Source organism: Effusibacillus consociatus, from assembly GCF_042652925.1.
In the GTDB taxonomy this organism is placed as follows: Bacteria; Bacillota; Bacilli; order Tumebacillales; family Effusibacillaceae; genus Effusibacillus; species Effusibacillus consociatus.
Genome location: NZ_JBHSHC010000080.1, coordinates 15,465 through 38,913, shown reverse-complemented (window position 1 = coordinate 38,913; position 23,449 = coordinate 15,465). Strand labels below are relative to the sequence as shown.

Annotated in this window: 25 protein-coding genes and 1 riboswitch; of the genes, 16 read left to right on the top strand and 9 right to left on the bottom strand. The window is 48.6% G+C overall.

The features are described 5' to 3' along the window. Positions 1-31 precede the first annotated feature (31 nt). Both ACFO8Q_RS09760 and ACFO8Q_RS09755 read right to left on the bottom strand, forming a co-directional pair. Positions 32-337, bottom strand: coding sequence for a hypothetical protein (locus ACFO8Q_RS09760; protein WP_380025586.1), 306 nt, complete (start codon positions 335-337; stop codon positions 32-34). Between the two features lie 570 nt (positions 338-907). Then, on the bottom strand, positions 908-1,462 hold the full coding sequence (locus tag ACFO8Q_RS09755; protein WP_380025585.1) for an RsfA family transcriptional regulator: 555 nt from the start codon (positions 1,460-1,462) through the stop codon (positions 908-910). A 152-nt stretch (positions 1,463-1,614) separates the two neighbouring features. Between ACFO8Q_RS09755 and ACFO8Q_RS09750 the strand changes: the two genes are divergently transcribed. Beyond that, entirely contained in the window at positions 1,615-2,421 is an 807-nt protein-coding gene (locus ACFO8Q_RS09750) for a Cof-type HAD-IIB family hydrolase (RefSeq protein WP_380025584.1), read from the top strand. Here the strand turns inward: ACFO8Q_RS09750 and bioC are convergent. Genes bioC through bioF form a run of 3 tightly spaced genes read right to left on the bottom strand, consistent with a single transcriptional unit; the run spans position 2,418 to position 5,160 of the window. Further along, a complete protein-coding gene (gene bioC, locus ACFO8Q_RS09745; RefSeq protein ID WP_380025583.1) occupies positions 2,418-3,257 on the bottom strand; it encodes a malonyl-ACP O-methyltransferase BioC in 840 nt (279 codons plus the stop codon). The genes ACFO8Q_RS09750 and bioC overlap by 4 nt on opposite strands. Continuing rightward, complete coding sequence (locus ACFO8Q_RS09740) at positions 3,254-3,991, bottom strand: alpha/beta fold hydrolase (protein ID WP_380025582.1); 738 nt, start codon at positions 3,989-3,991, stop codon at positions 3,254-3,256. Before ACFO8Q_RS09740 ends, bioC begins: the two co-directional genes overlap by 4 nt. Next, positions 3,988-5,160: an 8-amino-7-oxononanoate synthase gene (gene bioF / locus ACFO8Q_RS09735; protein WP_380025587.1), complete on the bottom strand. Its 1,173-nt coding sequence runs from the start codon at positions 5,158-5,160 to the stop codon at positions 3,988-3,990. The genes ACFO8Q_RS09740 and bioF overlap by 4 nt, the downstream gene beginning before the upstream one ends. Before the next feature lie 251 nt (positions 5,161-5,411). Between bioF and bioA the strand changes: the two genes are divergently transcribed. The 4 genes from bioA (at position 5,412) to ACFO8Q_RS09715 (ending at position 8,943) form a co-directional block, all read left to right on the top strand. Then, complete coding sequence (gene bioA / locus ACFO8Q_RS09730) at positions 5,412-6,761, top strand: adenosylmethionine--8-amino-7-oxononanoate transaminase (RefSeq protein ID WP_380025581.1); 1,350 nt, start codon at positions 5,412-5,414, stop codon at positions 6,759-6,761. Positions 6,762-6,765: 4 nt separating this feature from the next. Next, complete coding sequence (gene bioD / locus ACFO8Q_RS09725; protein ID WP_380025580.1) at positions 6,766-7,497, top strand: dethiobiotin synthase; 732 nt, start codon at positions 6,766-6,768, stop codon at positions 7,495-7,497. Next, positions 7,494-8,495 carry a biotin synthase BioB gene (gene bioB / locus ACFO8Q_RS09720; protein ID WP_380025579.1) on the top strand — a complete coding sequence of 334 codons (1,002 nt, stop codon included), beginning with the start codon at positions 7,494-7,496 and terminating at the stop codon, positions 8,493-8,495. Before bioD ends, bioB begins: the two co-directional genes overlap by 4 nt. 82 nt (positions 8,496-8,577) lie before the next feature. Beyond that, entirely contained in the window at positions 8,578-8,943 is a 366-nt protein-coding gene (locus tag ACFO8Q_RS09715) for a response regulator (RefSeq protein ID WP_380025578.1), read from the top strand. Positions 8,944-9,000: 57 nt separating this feature from the next. Here the strand turns inward: ACFO8Q_RS09715 and ACFO8Q_RS09710 are convergent, their stop codons facing one another. Beyond that, the gene (locus tag ACFO8Q_RS09710; protein ID WP_380025577.1) at positions 9,001-9,330 is read right to left on the bottom strand and encodes a cupin domain-containing protein; all 330 of its coding nucleotides are present in this window, start codon (positions 9,328-9,330) and stop codon (positions 9,001-9,003) included. 532 nt (positions 9,331-9,862) lie between these two features. Here ACFO8Q_RS09710 and ACFO8Q_RS09705 point away from each other — a divergent pair. Further along, positions 9,863-10,378: a mismatch-specific DNA-glycosylase gene (locus ACFO8Q_RS09705; RefSeq protein ID WP_380025576.1), complete on the top strand. Its 516-nt coding sequence runs from the start codon at positions 9,863-9,865 to the stop codon at positions 10,376-10,378. Between the two features lie 4 nt (positions 10,379-10,382). On the opposite strand, the gene ACFO8Q_RS09700 is transcribed toward ACFO8Q_RS09705, so the two are convergent. Continuing rightward, the gene (locus ACFO8Q_RS09700) at positions 10,383-11,285 is read right to left on the bottom strand and encodes a complex I NDUFA9 subunit family protein (protein WP_380025575.1); all 903 of its coding nucleotides are present in this window, start codon (positions 11,283-11,285) and stop codon (positions 10,383-10,385) included. A 187-nt stretch (positions 11,286-11,472) separates the two neighbouring features. Here ACFO8Q_RS09700 and ACFO8Q_RS09695 point away from each other — a divergent pair, with 187 nt between their 5' ends. From ACFO8Q_RS09695 to aroF, 10 genes are all read left to right on the top strand, one after another. Then, the gene (locus tag ACFO8Q_RS09695) at positions 11,473-12,729 is read left to right on the top strand and encodes a glycosyltransferase family protein (protein WP_380025574.1); all 1,257 of its coding nucleotides are present in this window, start codon (positions 11,473-11,475) and stop codon (positions 12,727-12,729) included. A gap of 34 nt (positions 12,730-12,763) precedes the next feature. Next, entirely contained in the window at positions 12,764-13,384 is a 621-nt protein-coding gene (locus tag ACFO8Q_RS09690; RefSeq protein WP_380025573.1) for a YktB family protein, read from the top strand. A 91-nt stretch (positions 13,385-13,475) separates the two neighbouring features. Then, positions 13,476-14,054 carry an HD domain-containing protein gene (locus ACFO8Q_RS09685; RefSeq protein ID WP_380025572.1) on the top strand — a complete coding sequence of 193 codons (579 nt, stop codon included), beginning with the start codon at positions 13,476-13,478 and terminating at the stop codon, positions 14,052-14,054. Between the two features lie 188 nt (positions 14,055-14,242). Next, positions 14,243-14,336, top strand: a riboswitch (cyclic di-GMP riboswitch). 63 nt (positions 14,337-14,399) lie between these two features. After that, positions 14,400-15,272: a hypothetical protein gene (locus ACFO8Q_RS09680; RefSeq protein ID WP_380025571.1), complete on the top strand. Its 873-nt coding sequence runs from the start codon at positions 14,400-14,402 to the stop codon at positions 15,270-15,272. A 133-nt stretch (positions 15,273-15,405) separates the two neighbouring features. Then, entirely contained in the window at positions 15,406-16,983 is a 1,578-nt protein-coding gene (locus tag ACFO8Q_RS09675; protein WP_380025570.1) for a long-chain-fatty-acid--CoA ligase, read from the top strand. Positions 16,984-17,028: 45 nt separating this feature from the next. After that, on the top strand, positions 17,029-17,169 hold the full coding sequence (locus tag ACFO8Q_RS09670; protein WP_380025569.1) for a hypothetical protein: 141 nt from the start codon (positions 17,029-17,031) through the stop codon (positions 17,167-17,169). A 101-nt stretch (positions 17,170-17,270) separates the two neighbouring features. After that, the gene (locus ACFO8Q_RS09665) at positions 17,271-18,686 is read left to right on the top strand and encodes a bifunctional metallophosphatase/5'-nucleotidase (RefSeq protein ID WP_380025568.1); all 1,416 of its coding nucleotides are present in this window, start codon (positions 17,271-17,273) and stop codon (positions 18,684-18,686) included. A 91-nt stretch (positions 18,687-18,777) separates the two neighbouring features. Then, positions 18,778-19,071 carry a DUF2614 family zinc ribbon-containing protein gene (locus tag ACFO8Q_RS09660; protein ID WP_380025567.1) on the top strand — a complete coding sequence of 98 codons (294 nt, stop codon included), beginning with the start codon at positions 18,778-18,780 and terminating at the stop codon, positions 19,069-19,071. A 134-nt stretch (positions 19,072-19,205) separates the two neighbouring features. Then, entirely contained in the window at positions 19,206-19,466 is a 261-nt protein-coding gene (locus ACFO8Q_RS09655) for a hypothetical protein (RefSeq protein ID WP_380025566.1), read from the top strand. An 11-nt stretch (positions 19,467-19,477) separates the two neighbouring features. Continuing rightward, on the top strand, positions 19,478-20,515 hold the full coding sequence (aroF, locus tag ACFO8Q_RS09650; protein ID WP_380025565.1) for a 3-deoxy-7-phosphoheptulonate synthase: 1,038 nt from the start codon (positions 19,478-19,480) through the stop codon (positions 20,513-20,515). A 60-nt stretch (positions 20,516-20,575) separates the two neighbouring features. On the opposite strand, the gene ACFO8Q_RS09645 is transcribed toward aroF, so the two are convergent. Beyond that, positions 20,576-22,555, bottom strand: a complete 1,980-nt coding sequence (locus ACFO8Q_RS09645) for a methyl-accepting chemotaxis protein (protein ID WP_380025564.1) — start codon at positions 22,553-22,555, stop codon at positions 20,576-20,578. 142 nt (positions 22,556-22,697) lie between these two features. Continuing rightward, complete coding sequence (locus ACFO8Q_RS09640) at positions 22,698-23,441, bottom strand: YhcN/YlaJ family sporulation lipoprotein (protein WP_380025563.1); 744 nt, start codon at positions 23,439-23,441, stop codon at positions 22,698-22,700. Positions 23,442-23,449 lie beyond the last annotated feature (8 nt).

Genomic DNA, 23,449 nt, shown 5'->3' with positions numbered 1-23,449 from the left:
ACTGGGTTCGTTCGCTTCGTACGATGCCCATCTACGCCATTCTCAGCGGTTTTTCTCCGGATTCCACTCCTTCTGAAATAAATTTAGCGTACAACTTTGGATTGCTTTCCAAAGTTTTCTTGGCTTCTTGAACCTTCGGAAGATTTTCAGCCTCGTGTTCTTTCCCGCTTATGACGAGCTGTTGAATCTTTTGGGAACTATCTGCCAAATCTTTTTTGAGACTCGCCAGAGTTTGCCACTCTTCATTGGTGAGTGTGTCTGACTGAGCGCTAGCACCAGAAACTCCCGCGGTAAGGGCGATAAAAAGAACCATAAACAAACTTAGCAACTTCCTCAACACAAATACCTCCTATTATGGTAAATTTATACTACGATTGTCCAATTCTACGCCAGATGCAGAAAATCTTCCTAAATATTTTCAAGTCTGAAAAATTTTTTAAAAAACAGAACAGGATAGTGATTATTCAAATGACTTTTGATTTTTCAGTCGCTTGGTTTCAATTTGTGTTAATAGTTGGATTAGCGTTTGTAGTTTTTTTCATTTACAGATTTTTTAAAAGAAAATAAGAATTCGTGTTGGTTTTAGAGAAGAGAACCCATGGTATTCGGGTATGGCGAGGGAAAACAAAACTAAGACTGGTTAGTGGTTTTATGCAATATGGAAAAAAAAAAACAGCTGGCAACCGAAAAGGCTGTCAGCTGTCTCCATTCAATTGCGAACTTTTGAACTTCCCGTTTTTCCGGGTCCCCATTCTCAAGGCACGACTTGGCACAACAGTCTACCCACCAAAGTGACAACACTTTGGTGGGGCCCAAATGTCTAAGAGGACTTGTGCTAATGCTCTTCGGGTCCCCATCAAAGTACTCGGAATAAGCTACAAAGCCGACGTCACTTTGATGGGTGCTTTTACTTCTCTTCCGCTTCCAACAGTTTGCGGGCGCGCTCCATGATTGCCAACAGGGTTTTCGAATCCTCCGAAAGCAGCTCTCCACCGTTTGCGGCAAAACCGTTCCGGTCGCGCAATTTCCGATTTTCGAACTGGAGCTGCTCCAATTCTTGCTGCAGGGAATTGACACGCTCCTGGAGTTCCCGATTTCGGTCCTGAATTTCATAGAACAGTCGTTCATGCTGTTTCAAGGCCCGGATAATACCGTCAATAGAGGTATCCTCCAAATCGGGTGCCCACGGGCGGCGGCGTGAAAAATGTCCTTTCAGGGCAGCGTGATTTTTCTTTTCCTGTTTCGCCTGCTTGATGTCGTCGGTGAAATTTCGTCTCACCACGCCGTTCCATCTATATCCGCAGGCTGCCGGAGTCCGTCCGAGAAGATTGGCGGCTTCCACAAAAGCGTTCAATTGTGTGCTGCCTTCCCGGATATGACGCAACACGATCTCCGCGAGTCGATTGTCATCCTCGGGTGTCCATGCATCTGATCGCGTTGTCCAACGCTCAACTGTTTCCACTAGGTATCCCTCCAAAATGCCGTTTATACTATCTTTATGTCCGCATATTGGAAGATTGATACATTATTTTTAAGAACTTTGCGATTACTTGACTCTTTCAGTTCTGCACGATACATTATGGCAAAGGCACGCAAGGGAGAGGGGACCCAGCCATGAAGCGCAGCTTAATTGCTATCGATTTGGACGGTACGACTTTAACCAACAATAAGACTATTGCTGCACAAACGAAGGAAGCGATCAAACGGGTGAAGGAGCTGGGGCATGAAGTAGTGATTGCTACAGGACGCCCGCCTCGGAGCAGTGTGAACTATCACCGTGAACTGGGATTAACTACACCCTTGATCAACTTTAACGGCGGACTTGTGCATGATCCATCCAATCCCAGAAGTGATGTTCACTTCCCGCTGGATCGAGAGGTCGCAATGGAGATTGTGGAAGAATGCAAGCGATTTGACGTTGAGAATGTAATGATCGAAGTAAAGGATAGTTTTTACGTGGAGCAGGTTGACGATCTGATTCATTTTTTGGGGGATGGCAGCCCTCCGAAAGGGGTCGGACCCATTGAGTCTTACCTGCTGGAGCATCCCACCAGTATTTTGATCCGAACCTCGAAGGACAATATTGAGCCTCTGCGGGAAACTTTAAATGAGGGATATAAAGGACTGGTGGCTCACCGGTACTGGAGCGCTCCATATGATGTCATTGAAGTGGTAAAAGCGGACGTATCGAAAGCGACGGGACTGATGATCGTCGCCTCCGCCCTGGGAATTGACAGGGAACATGTAATCGCGTTTGGAGATGAAGAGAACGATATCGAAATGATCCGGTGGGCCGGGCTTGGAATCGCGATGGGAAACGCAAATCCTCTCTTGAAAAAAGTAGCGGACCGAATAACCGATACCAATGAGAATAACGGACTCTCCTCCGTTTTAGAAGAACTGTTCCTCAAAGACGCTTAGAGTTTACCGATTTTCATAAAAATCGCATGGTAAGTCGCGGGAATCGTATCTTCCTGCCGGTACTGCCGATCGTAAATCGCGATCATTGCTTTCATTACGCCGGGCCGTTGACAATGCGGTCCGGCATTGCTGTTGCTGGCCCCTATTTTTTTTACAGAGGTCAAGAAGTCGCGGACCGAGTGAAATCTTTCCACCTCCAGGGATTCTGACAGTTCAATTGCATAATCACAGGGATCCAAAGCATCCGAAACCTGTTTTTTCAATTCAGAAGAACTGTAAAAAGATTGGCCGGGCCTGTCTTGATCGGGTAAGCCGAACCGCCGCTGAGCTAGTTGAAAGGAGGTGTGGAGTTCTTCAAAAGTGCGCGGGCCGAACGTTGAGAATAAAAGGACTCCCTGCGGTTGTAAAACGTCAAACAACCGTTTTACGGTACACGGCAATTGATTCAACCACTGGAAAGTCGCATTGGAAATAATCAGGTCGTAGGTGTCGTCAAGCTCCATTTCTTCAATATCGCCGACACGAAAGTCAACCGGTGCCTCTGCGATCCGTTGTTTTGCAATCTCAATCATCCCCGGTGCCAGATCCACGGCAGTAACCGAAGCGTCAGGAAAGTGACGGAGCAATTGACTTGTTAAAAACCCCGTTCCGCAGCCGATTTCCAAAATACGCAATTCTCGCGCCTGATCGAAGTCGGCTGCAGAAAAAGATCCGAGTGCAAGATCCATTAATTTTCCTGCCATGTTTTTTTGCACGTTGGCGTACTGATCGTATGTTTTTGCGTTTTGACTAAACCGTTTTTGCAAGAGCCGTTTATCGATTCCAGCCGTGATCATAGTTTGACCACCTCCTTTATAACGGACAAACATTGTCGGGGCTGAGTAAAAAAAGGAATGTGCCCCGTGTTGGCCAGTACCTCCAAGTGAACGGGTCCGGTTACCCCGCCGGCGATGATTCGGGAAGCTTCCGGCGGACAAATCTGATCCGCCTCCCCATGAATGAGCAGTACCCGCGATTGGATCATATTCAAATCCTTCTTGGCAGAAGCTTCAGTCAGGTAATCGAGACCGGCCACCAATTCGTCGTCTGAATACGGCTGATCCTCATGCATCCGGTTGATAAAAATTTGATCCAGTCCTTTAAGTTTCTCTTCATCTGAAAACATCGAACGGTAGAATGCATTCAGTGTTTGGGTTCGATCCTTCGGCAGCTGACGTTTCATGCGTTCCACAATACGTTTCGGCCAACCGGCAGGTTGTGATGCTTCTTCATCCAATACGAACTGGCTGGTTGCTCCAAACAGAATCAGATTCTCCACAAGTGACGGATACATAGCAGCGACCTGTAACGCGGCCAAGCTCCCCAATGACCAGCCCATTAATGAAAATCGCTCCAATGAGTTCCGGTTAATGACGGATAGGACATGACGCTGAAATCCTGGCAAATCATCGATACCGCACCAATCAAGAAACAAAAGCTCAAATGAATGTTCCAATTCGGGAAGCAATGGCTTCCAGACCGAGGACGGCATTCCCCAACCCGGCAATAAAAGAAGCGGAGTACGGCTCATTGGATTACCCCCAAATCCCGGCCGACCTGTGCAATCTTGGCAATAGCGTCGGCTAGATCTTGTCTGTGATGGGTTGCCATAAGAGTAAAGCGGATGCGGGCCTGGTTTTCCGGAACTGTCGGAGGTCTTACCGGGATGGCCGCAATTCCTATTTCCTGCAGTTTTTCGCTAAAGAGCACGGTTTTCTCGTTCGGACCGACCAAGATCGGTACAATCTGGGTTTCACTGCCGCACAGATGAAATCCCAAGCGTACCAGTTCCTGCCTAAAAAAGCGGCTGTGATCCCGTAAGGTTTCTCTGCGGCTGGAATCCTCCCGAACCAAGGTGATGGCCTCCGTGATCGAAGCGGGTATGCCGGGCGGCAAAGCGGTCGTGTAGATAAAACTGCGGGCTTTATTGATCAAATAATCGATCAGCCATCGATTTCCCACGACATAAGCGCCAAAACAGCCCAAAGCTTTGCTGAATGTCCCCATTTGCACGTCAACCTGATCCTCCAGGCCCAAATGGTGGACATACCCTTGCCCCTGCGGACCGTAAATGCCGCTGCTGTGGGCTTCATCCACCATTAAAATCGCATTGTACCGCTCCTTTAACTCCACCAATCCTTTTAAATCTGCAAAATCACCGTCCATGCTGAAGACCGCATCGGTTACAATCAGCTTATTTTTTTCAAGTGGAGCTTTTTGCAGCAATGATTCCAGATGATTCAAATCATTGTGACGATACCGTTGATGCTCAGCCCGGCTGATCAGAACCCCGTCCACAATGCTTGCGTGATTCAGTTTGTCGCTGAATACGATCCCGTCTCTTCCGATCAAGCTGGAAATGATGCCGACGTTTGCTGTATAACCGCTGTTAAATATTAACCCTGCTTGAGTGCCCTTCCAGTTTACAAGAGCTTCTTCCGCCAGCCGGTAAACAGGATGGTTCCCGACGATCAGACGGGAAGCTGTAGATCCGCAGCCGTAAGTATCGGTTGCATCACAGGCCGCTTTTTTCAGGCGTTCATGCCCCGCCAATCCCAGGTAGTTGTTGGAGGCCAGATTCAATAATCGCTTTCCGTTCTTGTACAACCATGGATGTTCCGCCTGTTCGACTTCCGCCAGCTCCCGTTTCTGCGAGATTCTTTTCAACTGTTCCAACTCGGATAAAAACTTATCTTTCATCTTGATCTGTGAATGCATAGGGATCGTCCTATCACCAGATTTTTCGATAGGAAATATGAATATTGTCCTATCGACATAGAGGAAGGCCGACTAAAACCGCGACATCCGTGTCGCGACGTCGGCATCAGCGCATCCATGCGCAAGCCAATAATTTTGCTTGCTTAAGAAAATCATGCAATGGTATCATCAAATTGTCAACTTGATTTATGAAATAGGTTAACTTTTTGGTTTGAAGATCGGGGGGAGAGCCGATGGAGATTACATACGAAATGTTGGCAGCCAAAAACAAACAGTTTCTCTGGCATCCGTTTACACAAATGAAGGACTATCTGGCGGATGACCCGCTGATTATTGAGAGCGGCCGGGGCAGAAAGCTGCGAGACGTGAACGGGAACGAGTATTGGGACGGCGTCTCTTCAATCTGGTTAAACGTGCACGGGCACAGGGTTCCGGAATTGGACAAAGCGATACAGGAACAGCTAGGGAAAATCGCCCACTCCACTCTGCTGGGCATGGCAAACGTACCGGCAATTTTATTGGCGGAGCAGCTTGTGGAGCTGACCCCTCCGGGATTGAACAAAGTGTTCTACTCCGATTCAGGCGCGGAAGCGGTTGAAATCGCGGTGAAAATGGCTTTTCAGTATTGGCGGCATAAGGGCAGACCGGAGAAAAAAGGGTTCATCACAATGAAGGAAGCGTATCACGGGGATACAATCGGTGCCGTATCAGTCGGGGCAATCGACATTTATCACAAAGCGTACTCATCGCTTCTGTTTCCCGCTTATCGCGCTTCTTATCCTTATGCTTACCGGAGTCCTCATGGGGACCGGTGTGCAGAGCTTTGTCTGCAAGAAACAGAGTCGCTTTTAAAAGAGAAGGCGGATCAGATTGCAGCCATGATTGTTGAGCCTGTTGTACAAGGGGCGAGCGGGATTATCGTAATGCCCGACGGATACATGCGGCAGCTCCGGGAATTGTGCGACCGGTATAATGTTTTGCTGATCGCCGATGAAGTGGCGGTCGGATTCGGGCGAACCGGGAAAATGTTTGCCTGCGAACATGACGGCGTTACTCCCGACATTATGGCGGTTGCAAAAGGGATTACGGGCGGGTACCTGCCGCTTGCGGCCACGTTGACGACCGACGATGTGTACGAAGCTTTTCTGGGAGATTACGAAGAGAAGAAAACTTTCTTCCACGGCCATTCCTATACCGGCAATCAGTTGGGGTGCGCGGTCGCCCTTGCGAATTTGAAGCTGATGCAGGACACCAATCTTGTTCAGGAAGTGGCCCGCAAAGCGGAACATGTTTCGCAAAGGCTATCCAAGTTCTACGCACGGAAACATGTGGGAGATATCCGACAAAAAGGGCTGATGGTCGGGGTCGAGCTTGTTGCGGACAAAGAGACCAAAGAGGAATTTCCCTGGGAAGACCGGGTGGGGATTCGCGTCTGCCGGCGATGCAGGGAGTTGGGAATGCTGCTGCGTCCCCTCGGCAATGTAATTGTGTTTATGCCGCCGTTAGCGTCTACTGACGATGAATTGGATGAGATGATGACTATTCTCGAGCAGGCAATTCTTGATGTCACGGAGGGAGCGTGACTCTGTGAACGGACTTTTTGTTACAGCGACTGATACCGGTGTCGGCAAAACAGTTGTGGCGGGAGGTTTGGCCGGTGTCCTGCGGGAACGGGGTGTCGATGCCGGAGTCTACAAACCCTTGCAAAGCGGCCATCTTACTGCGGATCCCGAGGGGGATGCCGCAAGGTTGAAAGCGCTTGCGGGTGTTGAAGATCCTCTTGATGCGATTTGTCCGTATTCGTTTTTAGAACCGCTGGCACCATTGGTGGCGATGCGTCGGGCAGGTGTCTCCGTTACTTTGGAGAATATCGAAGCAGGATACCGGACCATTGCGAACCATCACCCTTTTGTCATTGTGGAAGGGGCAGGAGGATTAGCAGTTCCGTATACGGAGAACACACTTGTGGCAGATGTGGCTGCCCGTCTGGGGCTGCCATTGCTGATTGTCGCCCGTCCGAGTTTGGGGACTGTGAATCATACCGTATTGACAGTTGAATTTGCCAGACAACGAGGGATTGAAGTGATCGGCGTTGTCATATCGGGACTTGGCAGCAGTCCGATTGGAGTTGCCGAGCAAACGAATCCGGGCTTGATCGAACAATGGGCAAAGGTTCCCGTACTGGGAACGGTTCCCTGGCTGGGCGAGCGTTTTGGAGTCTCGGAGGTCAGACAAACAATAGCCGAAAGTGTTGATATAGACACCATAATGTCAGGTTATGCATTGAAAAATGGAAAATCCGGGAGGGGACAACAATGACACAAGCAGTTACTCAACGATTCGATTGGAAGGCAATGGCCGCGAGAGTGCTTGAAGGAGTGCCGGTAACGAGGGAAGAGGCTCTGGCGATTGTCCAGGCGAATGATGACGAGCTTCTCGACATCCTGCATGCCGCTTTCCTTATCAGAAAGAAGTACTACGGCAAAAAAGTAAAGCTGAACATGATCATCAATGCAAAAAGCGGTCTGTGCCCGGAAGATTGCGGCTACTGCTCGCAGTCGATCGTGTCGGAGGCACCGATTGATAAATATGCGTGGCTGACGAAAGAAAAAATCCTGGAAGGCGCCCGGGAAGCGATCAACCGCAAAGCAGGTACATACTGCATTGTGGCTTCCGGCAGAAGACCGACCGACAAAGAAATTGATCATGTGGTGGAAGCGGTTAAAGAAATCCGGGATACAACGAGCCTGAAGATCTGTTGCTGCCTGGGGTTCTTGAATGAGGAGCATGCAAAAAAACTCGCGGAAGTGGGTGTTCATCGCTATAACCATAACTTGAACACCAGTGCGGCGAATTACGCGAACATCACAACTACTCACACATATGAGGACCGGGTGGATACGGTAACCAAGGTGAAAGCATCAGGGATGTCGCCCTGTTCCGGCGCTATTTTTGGTATGGGGGAAACCGATGAGGAAGCTGTTGAAATTGCTTTCTCTCTGAGAGAATTGGATGCAGATTCCATCCCCTGCAACTTCTTGAACGCGATTGACGGAACGCCGCTCGAGGGCAAAAAAGAACTGAATCCGCGTAAATGTCTCAAGCTGCTTGCGATGATGCGGTTCGTCAATCCGACAAAGGAAATTCGGATTTCCGGAGGACGGGAGGTGAACCTCCGTCATCTGCAGGCGATCGGCTTATATGCGGCCAATTCGATTTTTGTCGGGGACTATTTGACAACCGCCGGACAAGAACCGGTGTCGGATTGGCAGATGATTGAGGACCTTGGCTTTGAAATCGAGGAGTGTGCTCTGTAATGGACCTTTCTGAAAGTTGCAAATTCCCGCATTTTCGCGTAGTGTAATAAGCACAGAAAGTATGCGGGAAGGAGCGAGGACAATGGGGGCAGCCAGAACGATTCTAGGCATGGTTTCAAACCTGATGTACACGGTGAGAATCCGTGAATCAGCCAGCAGGTTGGGGTCAATAGCAATATTTGTTGATACAAACGAGGAAATGATCAGTAAGATCCGGGAGATACATCCCTCTCTGCTGATTTTTGATCTGACCGCGGTGCAACCGGGATGGGATGAGACCGTGAAAATCGCGAAAGCAGAGGGCATTCCTGTCATCGCATACGGACCGCATGTGGATACGGCAGCCCGCGAAGAAGCAATTCAGGCGGGGTGTGATCAAGTATTTGCAAACTCGAAATTTACGCTGGATTTGCCGAATATACTCGAAAACGCTTTTAAAAAGGTCTAATGAAAAACCAGTATCGGAAGGAAGGGTTCTCCGGTACTGGTTTTTTGTTAAGAGTATTCAAGGGGCGGGATGGTGGATCCCGGTACAGATCATTTCACCTGCTTGCGTGTTCGTGATTTTGTACTGCACACCCTGCGGAATGTACATAACCGATCCGGTTTCTACGTCTATTGTTTCTTCCTGACCGTTGTTCAGATGGAATTGCCCCTGACCCTGGAGGACAATGAAGACTTCGTCTCCCCCTTTCGGAGTCTGATATCCCATGGTTTGACCCGCTTTAAAATAATAGGTGTTGGCGGTCAAATCTTGACCTGTGAAGTTGTTGAGTTTTGTGACGGATTGATCGTCGAATACAGCATGTTGAAAAACCGTTTCTGCCTTGGACATGGAATCACCTCAAATTGAAGTCTGGAAGCGGGATTAGGGGGAAATTATCTCGATTTGGGGCCCGCAAAGGACTCCGGAATAATTTACGGGTACCCAGCAAAGTGTCGGTTACTTTGCTGGGTAGATTTATATTACACCGATAATGGGAAACCTATACGATATTGCCGATTACAGTGATGTTTTGGGGGCTCAATGGGGGATCGGGTCACCAGCCATAGGGTCCATTTACATGTAATATTATCCGTTGGTGAAGGAGACACTTTTAACAGTTTAGAACTAGGAGGAGAACAGAGATGGAAAGACCACCGAACATTCAATTGACTTCCCCCGGAACTTGCAAACCTTTGGACTCAATATATGAATGACAGTATGGAAATCTGTATTGGAAAAACCGCCTACAGCACAAGACCGGAAGGCACTAGCTAGAGTTTAATCAATGAGAGAAAATAAAGCTGCTCCACTTATCATCAAGGAGTGGCTTTTTGTAATTTCTAAAATGGTGAGGTTGTAGGTGATTTGAAGAGGTGGAGTTATGGGAGCGATCCCCGACCATATACGGGAAGGCTTGGATATTCTGTTTGTCGGGTATAACCCGAGTATTCGTTCGGGGGAAACCGGACACCATTATGCGAACCCGAATAATCGGTTCTATACCATTTTGCATCAAGCCGGGTTAACCCCGCGCAAATATCGTCCGGAAGAGGATGCCACCCTGTTGGAACTCGGATACGGTTTCACCAACATTGTGGCACGACCTACCCGTACGGCCGCCGAGATCACCAAAGAGGAGTACGCCGAAGGGAGAGACATACTTCGTGCAAAAATCGCCCGGTTCCGCCCCAAGGTTGTCTGCTTTGTCGGCAAAGGGGTGTATGAGGAATACAGCGGGCGGCGCAATGTCAATTGGGGAGTGCAAGAGGAACCCGTTATCCCGGGAGTCATCGAGTTTGTCGCCCCGTCTTCCAGCGGTTTGGTACGGATGAAACTAAGTGATGTGGCGGCGATTTTTCGGGATTTGAAGGAACTTGTCGAATCAATCCCGAAGTAATAAACTATCGTACATATTCACGAATCCCTTCTGAAAAGGAAACTGGTTTGATATCGAATGTTTCATAAAATTCACTTGGGTCGCAGGTGTTACCTTCCAACAGCATTGTGAGTTGTGGGCGGGTAATCGGGAAGAACGGAAATCGTTCCATCATTGTAATGACCGGCCACATGATCGGGAGCGGCGCATGGAATTTCGGCCTTCTTTTGCCCACGGCTGATGCGATTTCATCAATCATTTCGTTGTAGCTGTAAGATCGGGTTCCCCCGACTTCATAAGCCTGCCCTATCGTGTCAAGGCGGGACAACGACTTAACGAATCCCTCCGCAACATTTGCAAGGGAAACCGGCTGCAGGCGGTATTCCCCCGTACCGATCACGGGGACAACCGGAGTCTTTCGGATCATGTCAGCGAGCATGTTCACAAACTCATCTTTTGGGCCAAAGATCACAGAGGGCCGAAAAATGGTCCAATCCAGTCCCGACTCTTTTACAATCTGTTCGGCGAGGCCTTTTGTATGGGAGTAACCAGACCTGGATCCCACACGGGCGCCCAGTGCGCTCATATGTACAAAGCGGCGAATGGAAAGTTTTTGGGCCGTTTTTATCATGTTGTCGGTAGCTGTAGTATGGAGTTTGTCAAATGTGATCCCGCGATTCGGAAATTCCCGAATGATTCCGACCAGATGAATCACGGCATCACATCCAGTCATTCCTTTCTCCAGACTGGATGGATCCAGCACATCACCTTGTACGACGGTTATGAGTTTGGCAGAATGGGGAGAAAGGTCAAGCTTTGTTGCAGAACCTGGGCGGACCAGGCACACCAACTCATGACCCTGTTCAAGACAGGCTTGCAGGATCGCGCTTCCCACATATCCGGTACCGCCGGTAAGGAATATTCGCATGGTGAGTGACCTCCAGTTTTTTCTAAATGGAATCATTTTCATTATACCGTTTTTCGAAAGGTATTTCCTGCGATCGAGGAATCGCGAAAGGAAGCAGGCGGAAAAACGTTGGGAATCTTAGGAGCGGGAGTGATCGGTTCTGATTGGATCGCTTCGAATTGGAGAAGGTTGAGTGAGGAGGTTACGAATGGAACGTATTTTGATGGTTTCGTATTTCGCACCGCCCATTCTGTCTGCGGAATCTATTTTAGTGGGAAAAATTCTCCCCGAATTGGCCCGTCACTATCAAATTGAGCTGGTGGCGGTCGGAGACGATGTCGATTTTCGCAAGGATGAAACGCTGGCCGGATTGATGTCCTCGGAGAATATCGAGATATACCGCTACAACAACCCAAAACCGCATAACAAACTGGTTCGTCGTTTGTACCAGAAGAGTACCTCCATTTTTCAGGATGTGAATGAAAAGTGGATGCAGCAGGTCCTCTTGCGCCATAAGCTGAAATGGCCTTATAAGCTGATCTATTCCCGCTCGATGCCGGGGATCAGCCATCTGGTGGCGCATGCATTTAAACGGAAGCTGGATATCCCATGGGTGGCCCAGTTCAGTGATCCGTGGGCGCATAATCCTTACCATCGTTATCCGCTCGCCTGGATGCACAAGGTGGAAGAACAGAATGAAGCCAAAGCGATTCGCACTGCGGACCGGCTGATTTTCCCGACAGTGGAGATTCGAGACTTAGTGGCTTCTTATTATCCGGACACAGATGTGAAAGGCATGTCGGTAGTGCTTCCGCATTATTATGTGGAAGGATTTTATCAATTGGCAGCAGGAACTTCTGACGGCTCTGAGAAAGTAAAGGCCGCGCGGACGGAGGATTCCCGTGTCATCATTTCCTATATCGGGGATTTTTACGGATTGCGCACCCCCGAACCGCTCCTTCAGGCACTGGAGATAGTGGAGCAAAAAGCCCCGGACGTGACGTCTTCGATCCATCTCAAGATCGTTGGGAATGTCGAGTGGAGATTCCAACCGCTCTTTGAAACCTATGAACCGAGATTTAGTGCGACAGTTGAGCGTGTGGGACAAGTCCCTTATCTGCAAAGTCTGGCGGAGATGAAGAAAAGCGACATTTTGCTGCTGATCGATGCGGCAAGCGATGTGAATATTTTTCTTCCCTCCAAGTTAATTGATTATTTCGGTGCACGAAAGCCGATTATGGGAATAACGTCCGAACAAGGAACCACCGGTTCCCTGATTCGCAACTATGGGTTTCCCGTGGTAGATCCGCGGGATTCCGAACGGATTGCGTCCGAGCTGATTCGAATGGTTCGGGAATGTGAACAGTATCGGCAGCGTGCCGAAACAAACGATACAGACATGTTTACAGCAAAATCGGTGGCTGATGAGTTGGCCCGACTGTTTGAAAACACAAGTAAAGCATAAAGTCGATTGGTGAAAATGGGAAAGGACGAGAGCGATGTTTGTCGGATGGAAAGAGGAGGATTTTGCCGTATTTGAAGTGGAAGGACTTGAACCAAGAATGGAAGCGCTGAAAGCGCGGGTTCGTCCGAAATTTGAAGCGATCGGGAGCGCTTTGGCGCCTGATTTATCCGCCCGCTATGGGGAAGAATTTTATGTTCATGTTGCAAAGCACGCCAGACGGAAAACAAATCCGCCGAATGATTCTTGGGTGAGCTTTGCAACCAATCCGCGAGGGTATAAAATGATGCCCCATTTTCAGGTGGGAATGTGGGCCACACATGCATTTGTGCAATTCGCCATTATCTACGAATGTGTCAACAAGAAAGAGTTCGGGGAACAGTTGGCCCGTGAATGGTCTTCGTTAAAACGGGAAATTCCGGAGCATATGCTTTGGTATGACGATCACATCAAGCCAAAATCGGTGCCCCATCCGGAAATGGATGAAAAGATCGACATCTTTACCAAAAAACTGATTCAAAACAAAAACGGTGAACTGCTGGTAGGAATCGAGATTCCGAAAGCACAAGCGATTGCGATGTCGGGAGAGGCGTTTCTGGATAAAGCACGGAAAACAATGTTTGAACTAGGTCCCCTTTATACATTATTACAACGTTGATGCTATTATTTTGTGGGTCCCCATTAAAGTACTCGGAATAAGCTACGAAGCTTCCCGTCACTTTAATGGGCGATATTACGGAGGTAGGGAAATGCAATTCACGAGAGAAGATGCCTGGAAGCTTCTGAATGAGTATACCAAGAGTCAAAGTTTGCTCAAACACGCGCTGGCGGTTGAAACCTCCATGCGGGCCTATGCGGAGAAATACGGGGAAGATGTGGAGAAGTGGGGAATCGTTGGACTCCTGCATGATTTTGATTATGAGAAATACCCGACTCCCGAAGAGCATCCGTTTAAGGGCTGTGAAATACTTCGGACACTGGGGTATCCGGAAGACGTAGTTCACGCGGTTCTGTCCCATGCTGAGTACAGCGGTGTTGCAAGAGAATCACTTATGGACAAGACTTTGTTTGCAGTCGATGAGTTGTCCGGTTTCGTGACAGCTGTTGCATTGGTGCGGCCAAGCAAAAGCGTCTTGGATGTGGATGTGAAAGCGGTAAAGAAGAAGTTGAAAGATAAAGCTTTCGCAAAAGGGGTCTCGCGGGATGATGTGTTCAAGGGAGCCGAAGAACTCGGAGTTGACCTGGACGAGCATATCCAGTTTGTGATTCGGGCCCTGCAAGGAAGGGCGGATGAATTAGGATTGCGTGGGATGGCACAAGAAGCATAACAGGTATTTGGATTCATTGTTGTCGAAATGCGTCGAACTCCCTCAAGGCACCGGGACTTTTGACGCATTTTTAATTTTGTTAGAGGAATTTAGTTTGCGGCTGTAGTAACAATTAAATGTAAACTTGTGATCGTTAAGTAATCATTTTTGAAGAGAGGGTTTGACACTAACACTTTTGACTCTAACGCTGATGAAAAGGGCAAAATCGTCGAAAGGCGATGACGCAAAGCTGCGGGCCTAAGGGAAGGGAATTTCGCTTCTTATGGCAGCCGAGCCGCCACAGTGGTAGCACACCTTCGTGTCTGCCCTGGAGGCAGATTTTTAACAAAAAATGGGGTGTGTCAAATGAGTTTTCAGATCCCTGTGCACTCAGTTTCGGTCGGGTATGACGCTCAAACGTCGTTCGATTCGTTGTTTGCGGAGGTGCTCGATTGCTTAAAGCGGGAGCAAGAGTCCATTCTTGAGCTTCTGGTTCTGTTTGAATCCATGAAACAGCAAGTTCTGGAATTGGCCGAGAAGCGGGCAGGCGGACTGAATGCCTCTTCGGTTCGCGCTTACCCGTACAAACAAGCTTTGGCAGAACTTGAGCAGGAATTGCTGGAAGCAAGTGATTTAAAAGGGGATGCGAGAAGCACGTTATTTTTACTCTTGTCTATGGCATATTACCGGATTGGAAGTTTACTGCAGGCCCGGAACATGGCCATGATTGCCCGTAGTGAATACAGTCGCTGCGGAGTCGAACAGAAAATCGCGTTTGCAGATTTGTTGATTGCGATCTGCTCGCTCGAACTTACTCAATATGAACAAGCGGCCGACCGGTGTGTGCTCGCACTGGCCGAGTCTACACTCTCAGATGATCCGATCGGAATAGCCCAGATTTGGCAGGTTTATGCGAGAATCCTGTATAAGCAGGGGCGAACTGAAGAATCAGTGGCTGCCCTGGTGATGGCAAGTGAAATCTATCGTGAGCAGGGGGCGGCAGCTAAGCAGGTGAAAACGCTGCTTGAATTGTCTCTCGTATTAATTGGACATGACGATTTGCACGGAGCGGTTTACCGTTCGAAACAAGCGTTGATGATCTGTCATCAAAGGCAGCTGCAAGCTTTGGAAATAGAAGTTTTGGATGTGCTGGCTCATTTGTTTCTCAAGATGGGACGAACGGTGGAAGTGGAAGGCTGCCGACAGAGAATTTATCGCCTAATGGGAACAGAAGGATAAGTCGGGTTCTGGTGACCCGATTTTTTTACAAAAAGTTTCAAGTTGAAAAGAAGGAATCTTCCCGCTTGATAAAGAAATACAATTTATAGAATTAAGCGATTTTTCACAAGAGTATGTGAAGTGGGGGATCACGATGGAAATACAAGAAGAACTGGACATTATGAATCTGACAATGACAGAAGTTTTTGAGCAAACATGTAAGCGCTTTCCTGAACGTAATGCAGTTTGTTTTTACGGTCAGGAACTCAACTACCAGACTTTATTCGGGTACGCGAGCCGGTTTGCCGCAGGTCTTTCTGAAGCCGGAATTCAAAAAGGAGACCGGGTGGCGATTATGCTGCCAAATTGTCCCCAATACGTAATCGCTTATTATGGAGTTTTAATGGCGGGTGGGATCGTGGTCCAAGTCAACCCGATGTCGGTTGAACGGGAGATTGAGCATTATCTGAGTGATTCCGGTGCCAAGGCGATGGTCGCTTACGGTCCTTTACTGCCGCGAATTGCCGGCGCTCCAAGTTCGGCCAATCTGGTGAAAAAGGTAGTTGTTGAACTTCCGCCTGCAAACAACACCTATGAAGACGGTTCAGTCGGTTTTGAAGCGTTCCTGGCAGGAGCCTCTTCACCCGCTCCGCAAGTCACCCTGTCTCCCGAAGATCTGGCAGTTCTACAATATACGGGAGGTACTACCGGACGTTCGAAAGGAGCCATGCTCACCCACCGGAACCTGGTGGTAAATGCTTATCAAAGTTTTATGCTGACGGGGAATAACGGAGAACCCGAACGGATGCTAACGGTGATTCCACTGTTCCATGTATACGCGATGACAGTTGCGATGAATGCGGCAATTTACTCGGGTTCACAATTAATCCTGCTTCCCCGCTTTGATCTGGAAGAAGTGCTGCAAACGATAAAAGAGACGAAACCAACCATTTTCCCGGGTGTCCCTACGATGTATATCGCTCTCAATTCACATCCGAAGGCACAGGAGTATGGAATTTCTGCGATCCGTCTTTGTTTGAGCGGTTCTGCTCCAATGCCGGTTGAAGCGATGCGTGAATTTGAGGAAAAGACACAGGGAACGATCATGGAAGGATACGGATTGTCCGAAGCATCGCCCGTTACCCATTTCAATCCGATTGAAAAACGGAAGCCAGGATCGATCGGAACTCCGATTCTTTTTACGAAAGCAAAGATTGTGGATTTGGGCGACGGAACCACAGAACTTCCCCCAAATGAAGTGGGAGAACTTGTTATTCGCGGTCCGCAAGTGATGGCGGGGTATTGGAATATGCCTGAGGAGACTGCGGAAACGATCCGTGACGGCTGGCTCTATACCGGGGATATCGGCCGGATGGACGAAGAAGGATATTTCTACATCATTGACCGGAAGAAAGACATGATTCTTGCGAGCGGATATAACGTCTACCCGCGTGATGTGGAAGAAGTGCTGTACCAACATCCGGCAGTTCAGGAGGCTGTTGTGGTCGGAGTACCGGACTCCTACCGCGGGGAAACGGTCAAAGCCTTCATCGTAGTGAAGCAGGGGGCGACTCTATCGGAGGAAGAAATCATCTCTTTCTGCCGTGAAAAATTGGCCGCCTATAAAGTGCCGCGCCTGATAGAATTCCGAAGCGAGCTGCCCAAGACGGCTGTCGGGAAAATCCTTCGCCGCACTCTCAGGGATGAAGCTCGGAAAGAAGCCGTGAATTAAAACGGCTTGGTTGCGGGGAGGATATGGGGTGAAGGAGGGAGCTTCATGGCAAAGAAAAAGAAACCTACGATTGCCCCAGGCTCGAACAATTTGGAGAAAAAGGCGACACCACAGGAAATTGCGGAGGGAAATTCCACAAAGGTCACGAAAATGAGCTTTGACGAAGTGGACCCAAGCCGAGAATAAAAAGATCTGTTGCCTCACTAGGAAAACCTCGATATTTTATCGAGGTTTTCCTACTTCTTGATATAATAGGGGTACAAAGTTGTTCGGGGAGAAGGCGGAGTATGAACCTACATGTACTGCACACAAACGACGTACACAGTCACTTGGAGCAATATTTGCGGCTGGCTACTCAGATTCGAAGATTGCACAATTGTTTGGTCGCGTCAGATGAAACCGTTCTTTTGTTTGATATCGGGGATCATGCGGATCGAATGAGTCCTGAAACGGACGGGACAATGGGGATCGTTAACGCTGCACTGCTGAATGCCATGAAGTATGATGCATGGGTGTTCGGAAACAATGAGGGATTGATCATTCCCAGGAAACATTGGGCGGAGCTTTGTGCAAAGTCAGGCGCTCCGGTTGTGACAGCCAATTTGCGAGATTTGGAAACGGGGGGCAGGCTGCCTTTTTTTCAAGATACCCTGATGATCGAACGGGGCGGAGTCAAGGTTGGGGTATTCGGATTAACCGCTCCTTATAATGAATACTACAACTTGGAAGGGATACACGCCCTGGATCCGGTTGAGAGGATTCCGGTATTGGTGGAAAAACTCCGAAGCCAGGGAGCCGAGGTTATCATCTTTTTATCGCATCTGGGTTTGTCGGTCGATCGAAATCTTGCCCAACAGATCAGTGGAGTCAATGTGATACTGGGCTCCCATACCCATCATGTCCTGGAAAAACCCGAGAGATTGGGAGATGTATGGATTGCCCAAGCAGGGAAATTTGCCAATTATTTTGGACATCTGGTCATTGACTTTGACGAGACGGACCGACGTGTACGGAGTGTATCCGGTTGTGTGATCCCCCGGGATGAGTCGATCGATTCCGATTCGGATCTTCGAAGAATTCTGGACATGTACCGGTTGCAAGCGGATCAGGTGTTGGACAAGATTCTTCTGGAGGTGCCGGAGGAGTTACAACATCATATTCATGAAGAATCGGAACTGGGCAATCTGGTTGCGGATGAAATGCGAGAGATGTTGGGAGCTGAAATTGCGTTGTTGAATACCGGGGTATTCTTAAGCGGAATAGCGGCCGGACCCCTAACCAGGCGAATACTTCTGGCTTGCTGTCCTTCACCGATTAACCCTGTACTGATTGAACTGTATGGATGGCAGATCCGGGAGGTTCTGGAGAAAGCGCTTGATCCCGCCCATACACATCGGCGAGGGATGGGATTCGGGTTTCGCGGGAAAGAGATCGGGTCTCTTGCGCTATCCGGAATGCAAGTTACGCATAATGCGGATGGCCGAGTTTTGGAAATTGTTGTGGGTGGAGAATTGCTGGATCCAAACAGGGTCTACCGTGTGGTTACCGGTGATTATCTGGTATTTTCCGGTGTTTATGAAGAAGTGGCCCGGGGAACGAAGATTCGAATTGAGCATTTATTCCTTCGGGAGGTCATTGAAAGGGCATTAAGAGAACCAACGAATCTACGGCGAGCAAAGGCAAGGCGTTGGGTACGGAGCTAAGAATCCTACCCTTTTGCCTGTCTCGTGTGGACAAAATCTGTGGAATCCAGTACGATGGGAAACGTAGTAAAACTAATAGAGGGTGACTTTCATGAAACTTGTTCGTCTGCGTAATCTCGCGATTGGATTAATATTTGGCGCTTTTCTTCTGATGTACCTGGGGGTATTCGTAAAATCGCTGCTGCCTTATTTCTTTGTTGTAGGGCTCGTAATGATTACGGTCAGTATCGGGATTTATTTTCGAATGGGTGCGATTTCGATGCGGATTCCGCAAGTTCAATGTCCCAACTGCGGGAAGAATACAAAGGTGCTGGGGCGTGAAGACGGATGTATGTTTTGCCGGACTCCGATCCGGCTTGACGAGGATGGACAACTGCTTCTGTAATCCGGCATATTTTTCAGGCATATTTTTTTCTATTGACCTGCTATCGAGACGGTGATATACTGCCTATAACAGTTTAGCGCATAAAAGCGTCTAAGTGCGAAAGCGATGTTCGCAAGGAAAGAAGCCCAGTAGTTTTGCAACGCTTTCATTTCAGAGACCCGGTGGATGGTGCGAACCGGGAAAGCTGCAAGACGAATTACACTTCTGGAGCGGACAGGGAGACTCACTCCCTTATCAAGAGCCAAGCGGATGGTCAACCGGGAAGCGACATGCGGATCGGCTGTGACAATCAATTAGGGTGGTACCGCGGACTGCTTAAGTTCGTCCCTTCATTATTCTTTGAAGGGACTTTTTTTATTTTAAATTTGGGCTGCCAGTTGGCGGACGCTATTTAGGGGTGGATAGCATGGTAATCGTGATGAACAGAGAAGCAACTGAGAAGGATCTTGAAACGCTGAAGCAAGCGATTGAGGAATTGGGAATGCAGGTGCATATCTCAAAAGGAGAAGAACGCACAATTGTAGGGTTAATCGGCAACAAGAGGAATGTGGAAGGGTTTCCGTTTATGAGCTTTAACGGTGTCGAATCGGTGGTTCATGTAACTCACCCGTTCAAGCTGGCAAGCCGTGATTTTCATCCGGATTCGACCATCGTCGATGTTGACGGAGTGCAGATTGGCGGCGGAAATGTGGTGGTTATGGCCGGACCTTGTTCGGTTGAAAATCGGGATCAACTGTTGGAGAGTGCATTTGCGGTGAAAGAAGCGGGTGCTCAAATTCTTCGTGGTGGAGCGTTTAAACCTCGTACCTCTCCATATGCGTTTAACGGACTTGGGGAAGAAGGACTGAAGCTCCTTGCAGAAGCACGAGAATTAACCGGGTTGAAAATCGTTACTGAACTCATGGATCTGGAAAATCTGGATCTTGTGGCAAAATACACAGACATTATCCAAATTGGTGCCCGCAACATGCAAAATTTCCCGCTGCTCAGAGAGTTGGGGAAGATCAATAAACCTGTGATGTTAAAAAGGGGCCTGTCCGCTACAATCGAAGAATGGTTGATGGCTGCGGAATATGTGCTCAGCGGAGGCAACAAAGATGTAATCCTCTGTGAACGGGGAATCCGTACCTTCGAAACGGCAACCCGCAATACGCTCGATTTGAATGCCGTTCCTGTTGTACGTCGTCTTTCCCACTTGCCTGTCATTGTGGATCCGAGTCATGGCACCGGAGTGGCCGCGTACGTTCCGGCTATGAGCAAAGCGGGCATTGCAGTCGGTTCTGACGGATTAATGATCGAGATGCACCCGAACCCGGCCAAAGCATTATCTGATGGTGCACAATCCTTAACGATTCCGCAATTTCACGCCTTGATGCAAGAAATCAAAGCACTGACCGCCGCTTTAGGCATGCGGCTGGAAGGTCGAAAAACCGTTGCGCTTTAACGCAACGGTTTTTCATCGGGTGCCTTTCGGGGAATTATCTTTTCAGCAAGTTGGGCAGACCTAGATTTTGAATTTCCGAACCAGCGTCTGCAGTTCTTCTGCCATCGTGGCCAAGGCTGCAGCAGAAGCGCTGATTTCCTCCATAGTCGCCAGCTGTTCTTCCGAAGCTGCTGAAACGTTCTGCATGCCGGCAGAAGTTGTTTCGGCCTCCTCAGCAATCACGGAAATGGTGTTGACCATCTGCTCCGTTCCGGCGGACATTTGCTGGGAAGCTGCGGAAACTTCCTGAATTTGCGTTGTAACCTGGTTTACAGCGCTCAGGATTTGATCAAAAGACCTGCCGGCCGCGCTGATCACTTCAATTCCGGCTGACACTTCTTTCGTTCCACTTTCCATCGATTCAACCGCTTTGTTTGTTTCGTTTTGAATAGCCGTAATCAACTGAGCAATTTGTTGTGCGGATTGACCGGACTGTTCAGCCAGCTTTCGTACCTCATCCGCAACGACAGCAAATCCCCTTCCCTGTTCGCCTGCCCTTGCCGCTTCAATTGCAGCGTTTAGAGCCAGCAAATTGGTCTGTTCCGCAATTCCGGTAATGACTTCCACGATTTGTCCAATCTCTTTCGAACGCTCTCCCAATCCTTTTACCATTTGCGACAGGCCGTTAACAGTGCCGCTAATCGAGTTGATCTGCTCAACAGCAGTTTGAATCGCTTTGTTTCCTTCCAATGCCTTGTTTGAAGCCTGCATTGCGGTGGAGGAAACATTTTGCGCATTCGCGGCTATCTGCTGGACTCCGATTGACAATTCGTTGACCGCTTTCGAGCTTTCTTCCACGCTTCGAGCCTGTTTCTCCGAACCGCCGGCAACTTCCTGAATGGTGACAGCGATTTGTTCGGTTGCTTTGCTTGTCTGCTCACTGCTTGCAGTTAATTCCTCGGAGGAAGCCGCCAATTGCTCGGATGTTTTTCTTACTTCGAAGATTAGAGCCCGTAGCGATTTGGCCATTTCGTTAAAACTCATACCCAACTGACCCAATTCATCGTTCGATTTAACCTCTACTTGCTCAGTCAAATCCCCTGCGCTGATCTTCTCGGAAGCATCCACTAACGCTCGGAGAGGGCGAGTGATCGAGATGATGATGAAGTAATTTACAGCGGATCCAATTAGGAATGCAATCGCTAAAATGAGCAGAGTTTTATTCCAAATTGGGGCTGCTTCTGCCTCAACTTCCGAGAAATCCATCGTTCCCGTCAATTTCCAGCCTGTTAGGGTGTTGGTAGCAAAAAACTCCTTCTTTTGCACTCCCTCGAACTCATATTCGAATTCCCCGGAAGGAGATCCGAATGCTTTTTCTGCAATCACGGGAAGAACATCTGTACCGGGTTTGGCCGTTGGATGCACCAGGATTTTTTTGTTTTTATCCACTAATGCAACGTACCCTTGCTTTCCGATCTTTGCTTGTTTAACCACCTTTTCCAAATTTTCGAGAGTGATGTCGACTGCCATCACCCCGGATCCGTCTACGGTGGTTTTCGCAATGGTAACGATGTTTGCACCACTTACTGCGTCGACATATGGATCGGTGATGATCACTTTTCCTTTGGATTTCATGGCATCTTGGTACCACGGTCTTTTTCTCGGATCATACCCATCGGGTAATTTCTCATTCGGAGACAAAATCATTAAACCCGTTTCGGTCCCGACATATGTCGACTTGATTTCCGGATTCAGCTTTGCAAATTGGTCAAGTTGCTGCCTTACAATCGGACTCTCCATTCCTTGAAACACATCGGCTGTCATTCTTTGAGAGAAATACTCCACATTTCGAACGGAAGGTTCCAAGTGTTTGGTGATCACATGGTTCAACAGCTCCACATTATCTCTGGCCGCGCTGAATATCTGCTCTTCTACTTTATTCTTTGCAGTTTGATAAGAGATAAAGCCGATGACCAAGCATGGAACCAATAAAATGGTCGTTCCGAAGAGAATCAGTTTGTTTCTTACATTCAATTGAAAAAATCGGAAAAATCTGGTCATTCATTGTCCCCCTTGCATGTTTTTCACCTTTATATAATCGCTTGCTGAACGGTAGAATCCTTCAAAAAATAAAGGATTTTCTGTAACACCGAAATACAAAAGCCTGCGGGCGATTTCCCACAGGCTTCTGTTGTTGAAATTCTCAAGGTTTTGCATCCGGCCAAATCCGTTTCATCGTTTGGTCGAAATCAGTTGTAAAGCGTTCCATCGAACCGCCATCTTGGATAAACCGGGCATATCCTTGGAGTTGACCTACCTGTTCCCGTTTAGCGGTAAAATGAACCCTTGTTACATTCGGGGCCATCGCTTTCACCTTTGATTCAATCTGTTGAACCAGCTCCGGTTCCACATTTCCGGTCGCTGTTCCTGTCATGTCCGGATCCGGTTTTGAAGGAACTTTCTGTTGGCTGCCTGAAAGACCTCCTTGTTGGTTGGTTAACTCATTTACATTCTGACCGGATTGGGTGACACCGTTATTCTCCGTTTCGGGGGCCCCTTTTGCGTTGGACTTCGGGATGCCTTTCCCGGAGAGGCCGGACCTTTGATCTCCCTTTGCCCAGGGGTCTTGCCCATCCGGATAATAGCTTCCAAACTGCTGTTTCATGTACGGGTCAGGAGTTTTCTCATCACCGATTACATGAGCTCCCACGTATGCTTCTCCATTATGGATGAGAACGGCAGCTCCCTGCACACCGGGGATTTTGTTCAGTTCTTCCGCAATTCGATAGTCCGCTTTTATGCCTTCCGAAATCATTTCCGGCGGGTGGGCTTGTTTAATATCAGAATGATCCGGATTGGAGTATTTCTTTCCTGTCTGGCAAGCGGCCAGAGCAGAACCGAAAGCCAAGGCGGCGACAAGCGCAACTAGGCAGGTACGTGGGCGCATTTTAAAAT

Excerpts from the sequence above, each read along its gene's own strand:
- ACFO8Q_RS09750 (WP_380025584.1), top strand. The coding sequence starts at position 1,615 with ATGAAGCGCAGCTTAATTGCTATCGATTTGGACGGTACGACTTTAACC.
- bioC (WP_380025583.1), bottom strand. The coding sequence starts at position 3,257 with ATGATCACGGCTGGAATCGATAAACGGCTCTTGCAAAAACGGTTTAGT.
- ACFO8Q_RS09740 (WP_380025582.1), bottom strand. The coding sequence starts at position 3,991 with ATGAGCCGTACTCCGCTTCTTTTATTGCCGGGTTGGGGAATGCCGTCC.
- bioF (WP_380025587.1), bottom strand. The coding sequence starts at position 5,160 with ATGAAAGATAAGTTTTTATCCGAGTTGGAACAGTTGAAAAGAATCTCG.
- bioA (WP_380025581.1), top strand. The coding sequence starts at position 5,412 with ATGGAGATTACATACGAAATGTTGGCAGCCAAAAACAAACAGTTTCTC.
- bioB (WP_380025579.1), top strand. The coding sequence starts at position 7,494 with ATGACACAAGCAGTTACTCAACGATTCGATTGGAAGGCAATGGCCGCG.
- ACFO8Q_RS09715 (WP_380025578.1), top strand. The coding sequence starts at position 8,578 with ATGGGGGCAGCCAGAACGATTCTAGGCATGGTTTCAAACCTGATGTAC.
- ACFO8Q_RS09710 (WP_380025577.1), bottom strand. The coding sequence starts at position 9,330 with ATGTCCAAGGCAGAAACGGTTTTTCAACATGCTGTATTCGACGATCAA.
- ACFO8Q_RS09705 (WP_380025576.1), top strand. The coding sequence starts at position 9,863 with ATGGGAGCGATCCCCGACCATATACGGGAAGGCTTGGATATTCTGTTT.
- ACFO8Q_RS09700 (WP_380025575.1), bottom strand. The coding sequence starts at position 11,285 with ATGCGAATATTCCTTACCGGCGGTACCGGATATGTGGGAAGCGCGATC.
- ACFO8Q_RS09695 (WP_380025574.1), top strand. The coding sequence starts at position 11,473 with ATGGAACGTATTTTGATGGTTTCGTATTTCGCACCGCCCATTCTGTCT.
- ACFO8Q_RS09690 (WP_380025573.1), top strand. The coding sequence starts at position 12,764 with ATGTTTGTCGGATGGAAAGAGGAGGATTTTGCCGTATTTGAAGTGGAA.
- ACFO8Q_RS09685 (WP_380025572.1), top strand. The coding sequence starts at position 13,476 with ATGCAATTCACGAGAGAAGATGCCTGGAAGCTTCTGAATGAGTATACC.
- ACFO8Q_RS09680 (WP_380025571.1), top strand. The coding sequence starts at position 14,400 with ATGAGTTTTCAGATCCCTGTGCACTCAGTTTCGGTCGGGTATGACGCT.
- ACFO8Q_RS09675 (WP_380025570.1), top strand. The coding sequence starts at position 15,406 with ATGGAAATACAAGAAGAACTGGACATTATGAATCTGACAATGACAGAA.
- ACFO8Q_RS09670 (WP_380025569.1), top strand. The coding sequence starts at position 17,029 with ATGGCAAAGAAAAAGAAACCTACGATTGCCCCAGGCTCGAACAATTTG.
- ACFO8Q_RS09665 (WP_380025568.1), top strand. The coding sequence starts at position 17,271 with ATGAACCTACATGTACTGCACACAAACGACGTACACAGTCACTTGGAG.
- ACFO8Q_RS09660 (WP_380025567.1), top strand. The coding sequence starts at position 18,778 with ATGAAACTTGTTCGTCTGCGTAATCTCGCGATTGGATTAATATTTGGC.
- aroF (WP_380025565.1), top strand. The coding sequence starts at position 19,478 with ATGGTAATCGTGATGAACAGAGAAGCAACTGAGAAGGATCTTGAAACG.
- ACFO8Q_RS09645 (WP_380025564.1), bottom strand. The coding sequence starts at position 22,555 with ATGACCAGATTTTTCCGATTTTTTCAATTGAATGTAAGAAACAAACTG.
- ACFO8Q_RS09640 (WP_380025563.1), bottom strand. The coding sequence starts at position 23,441 with ATGCGCCCACGTACCTGCCTAGTTGCGCTTGTCGCCGCCTTGGCTTTC.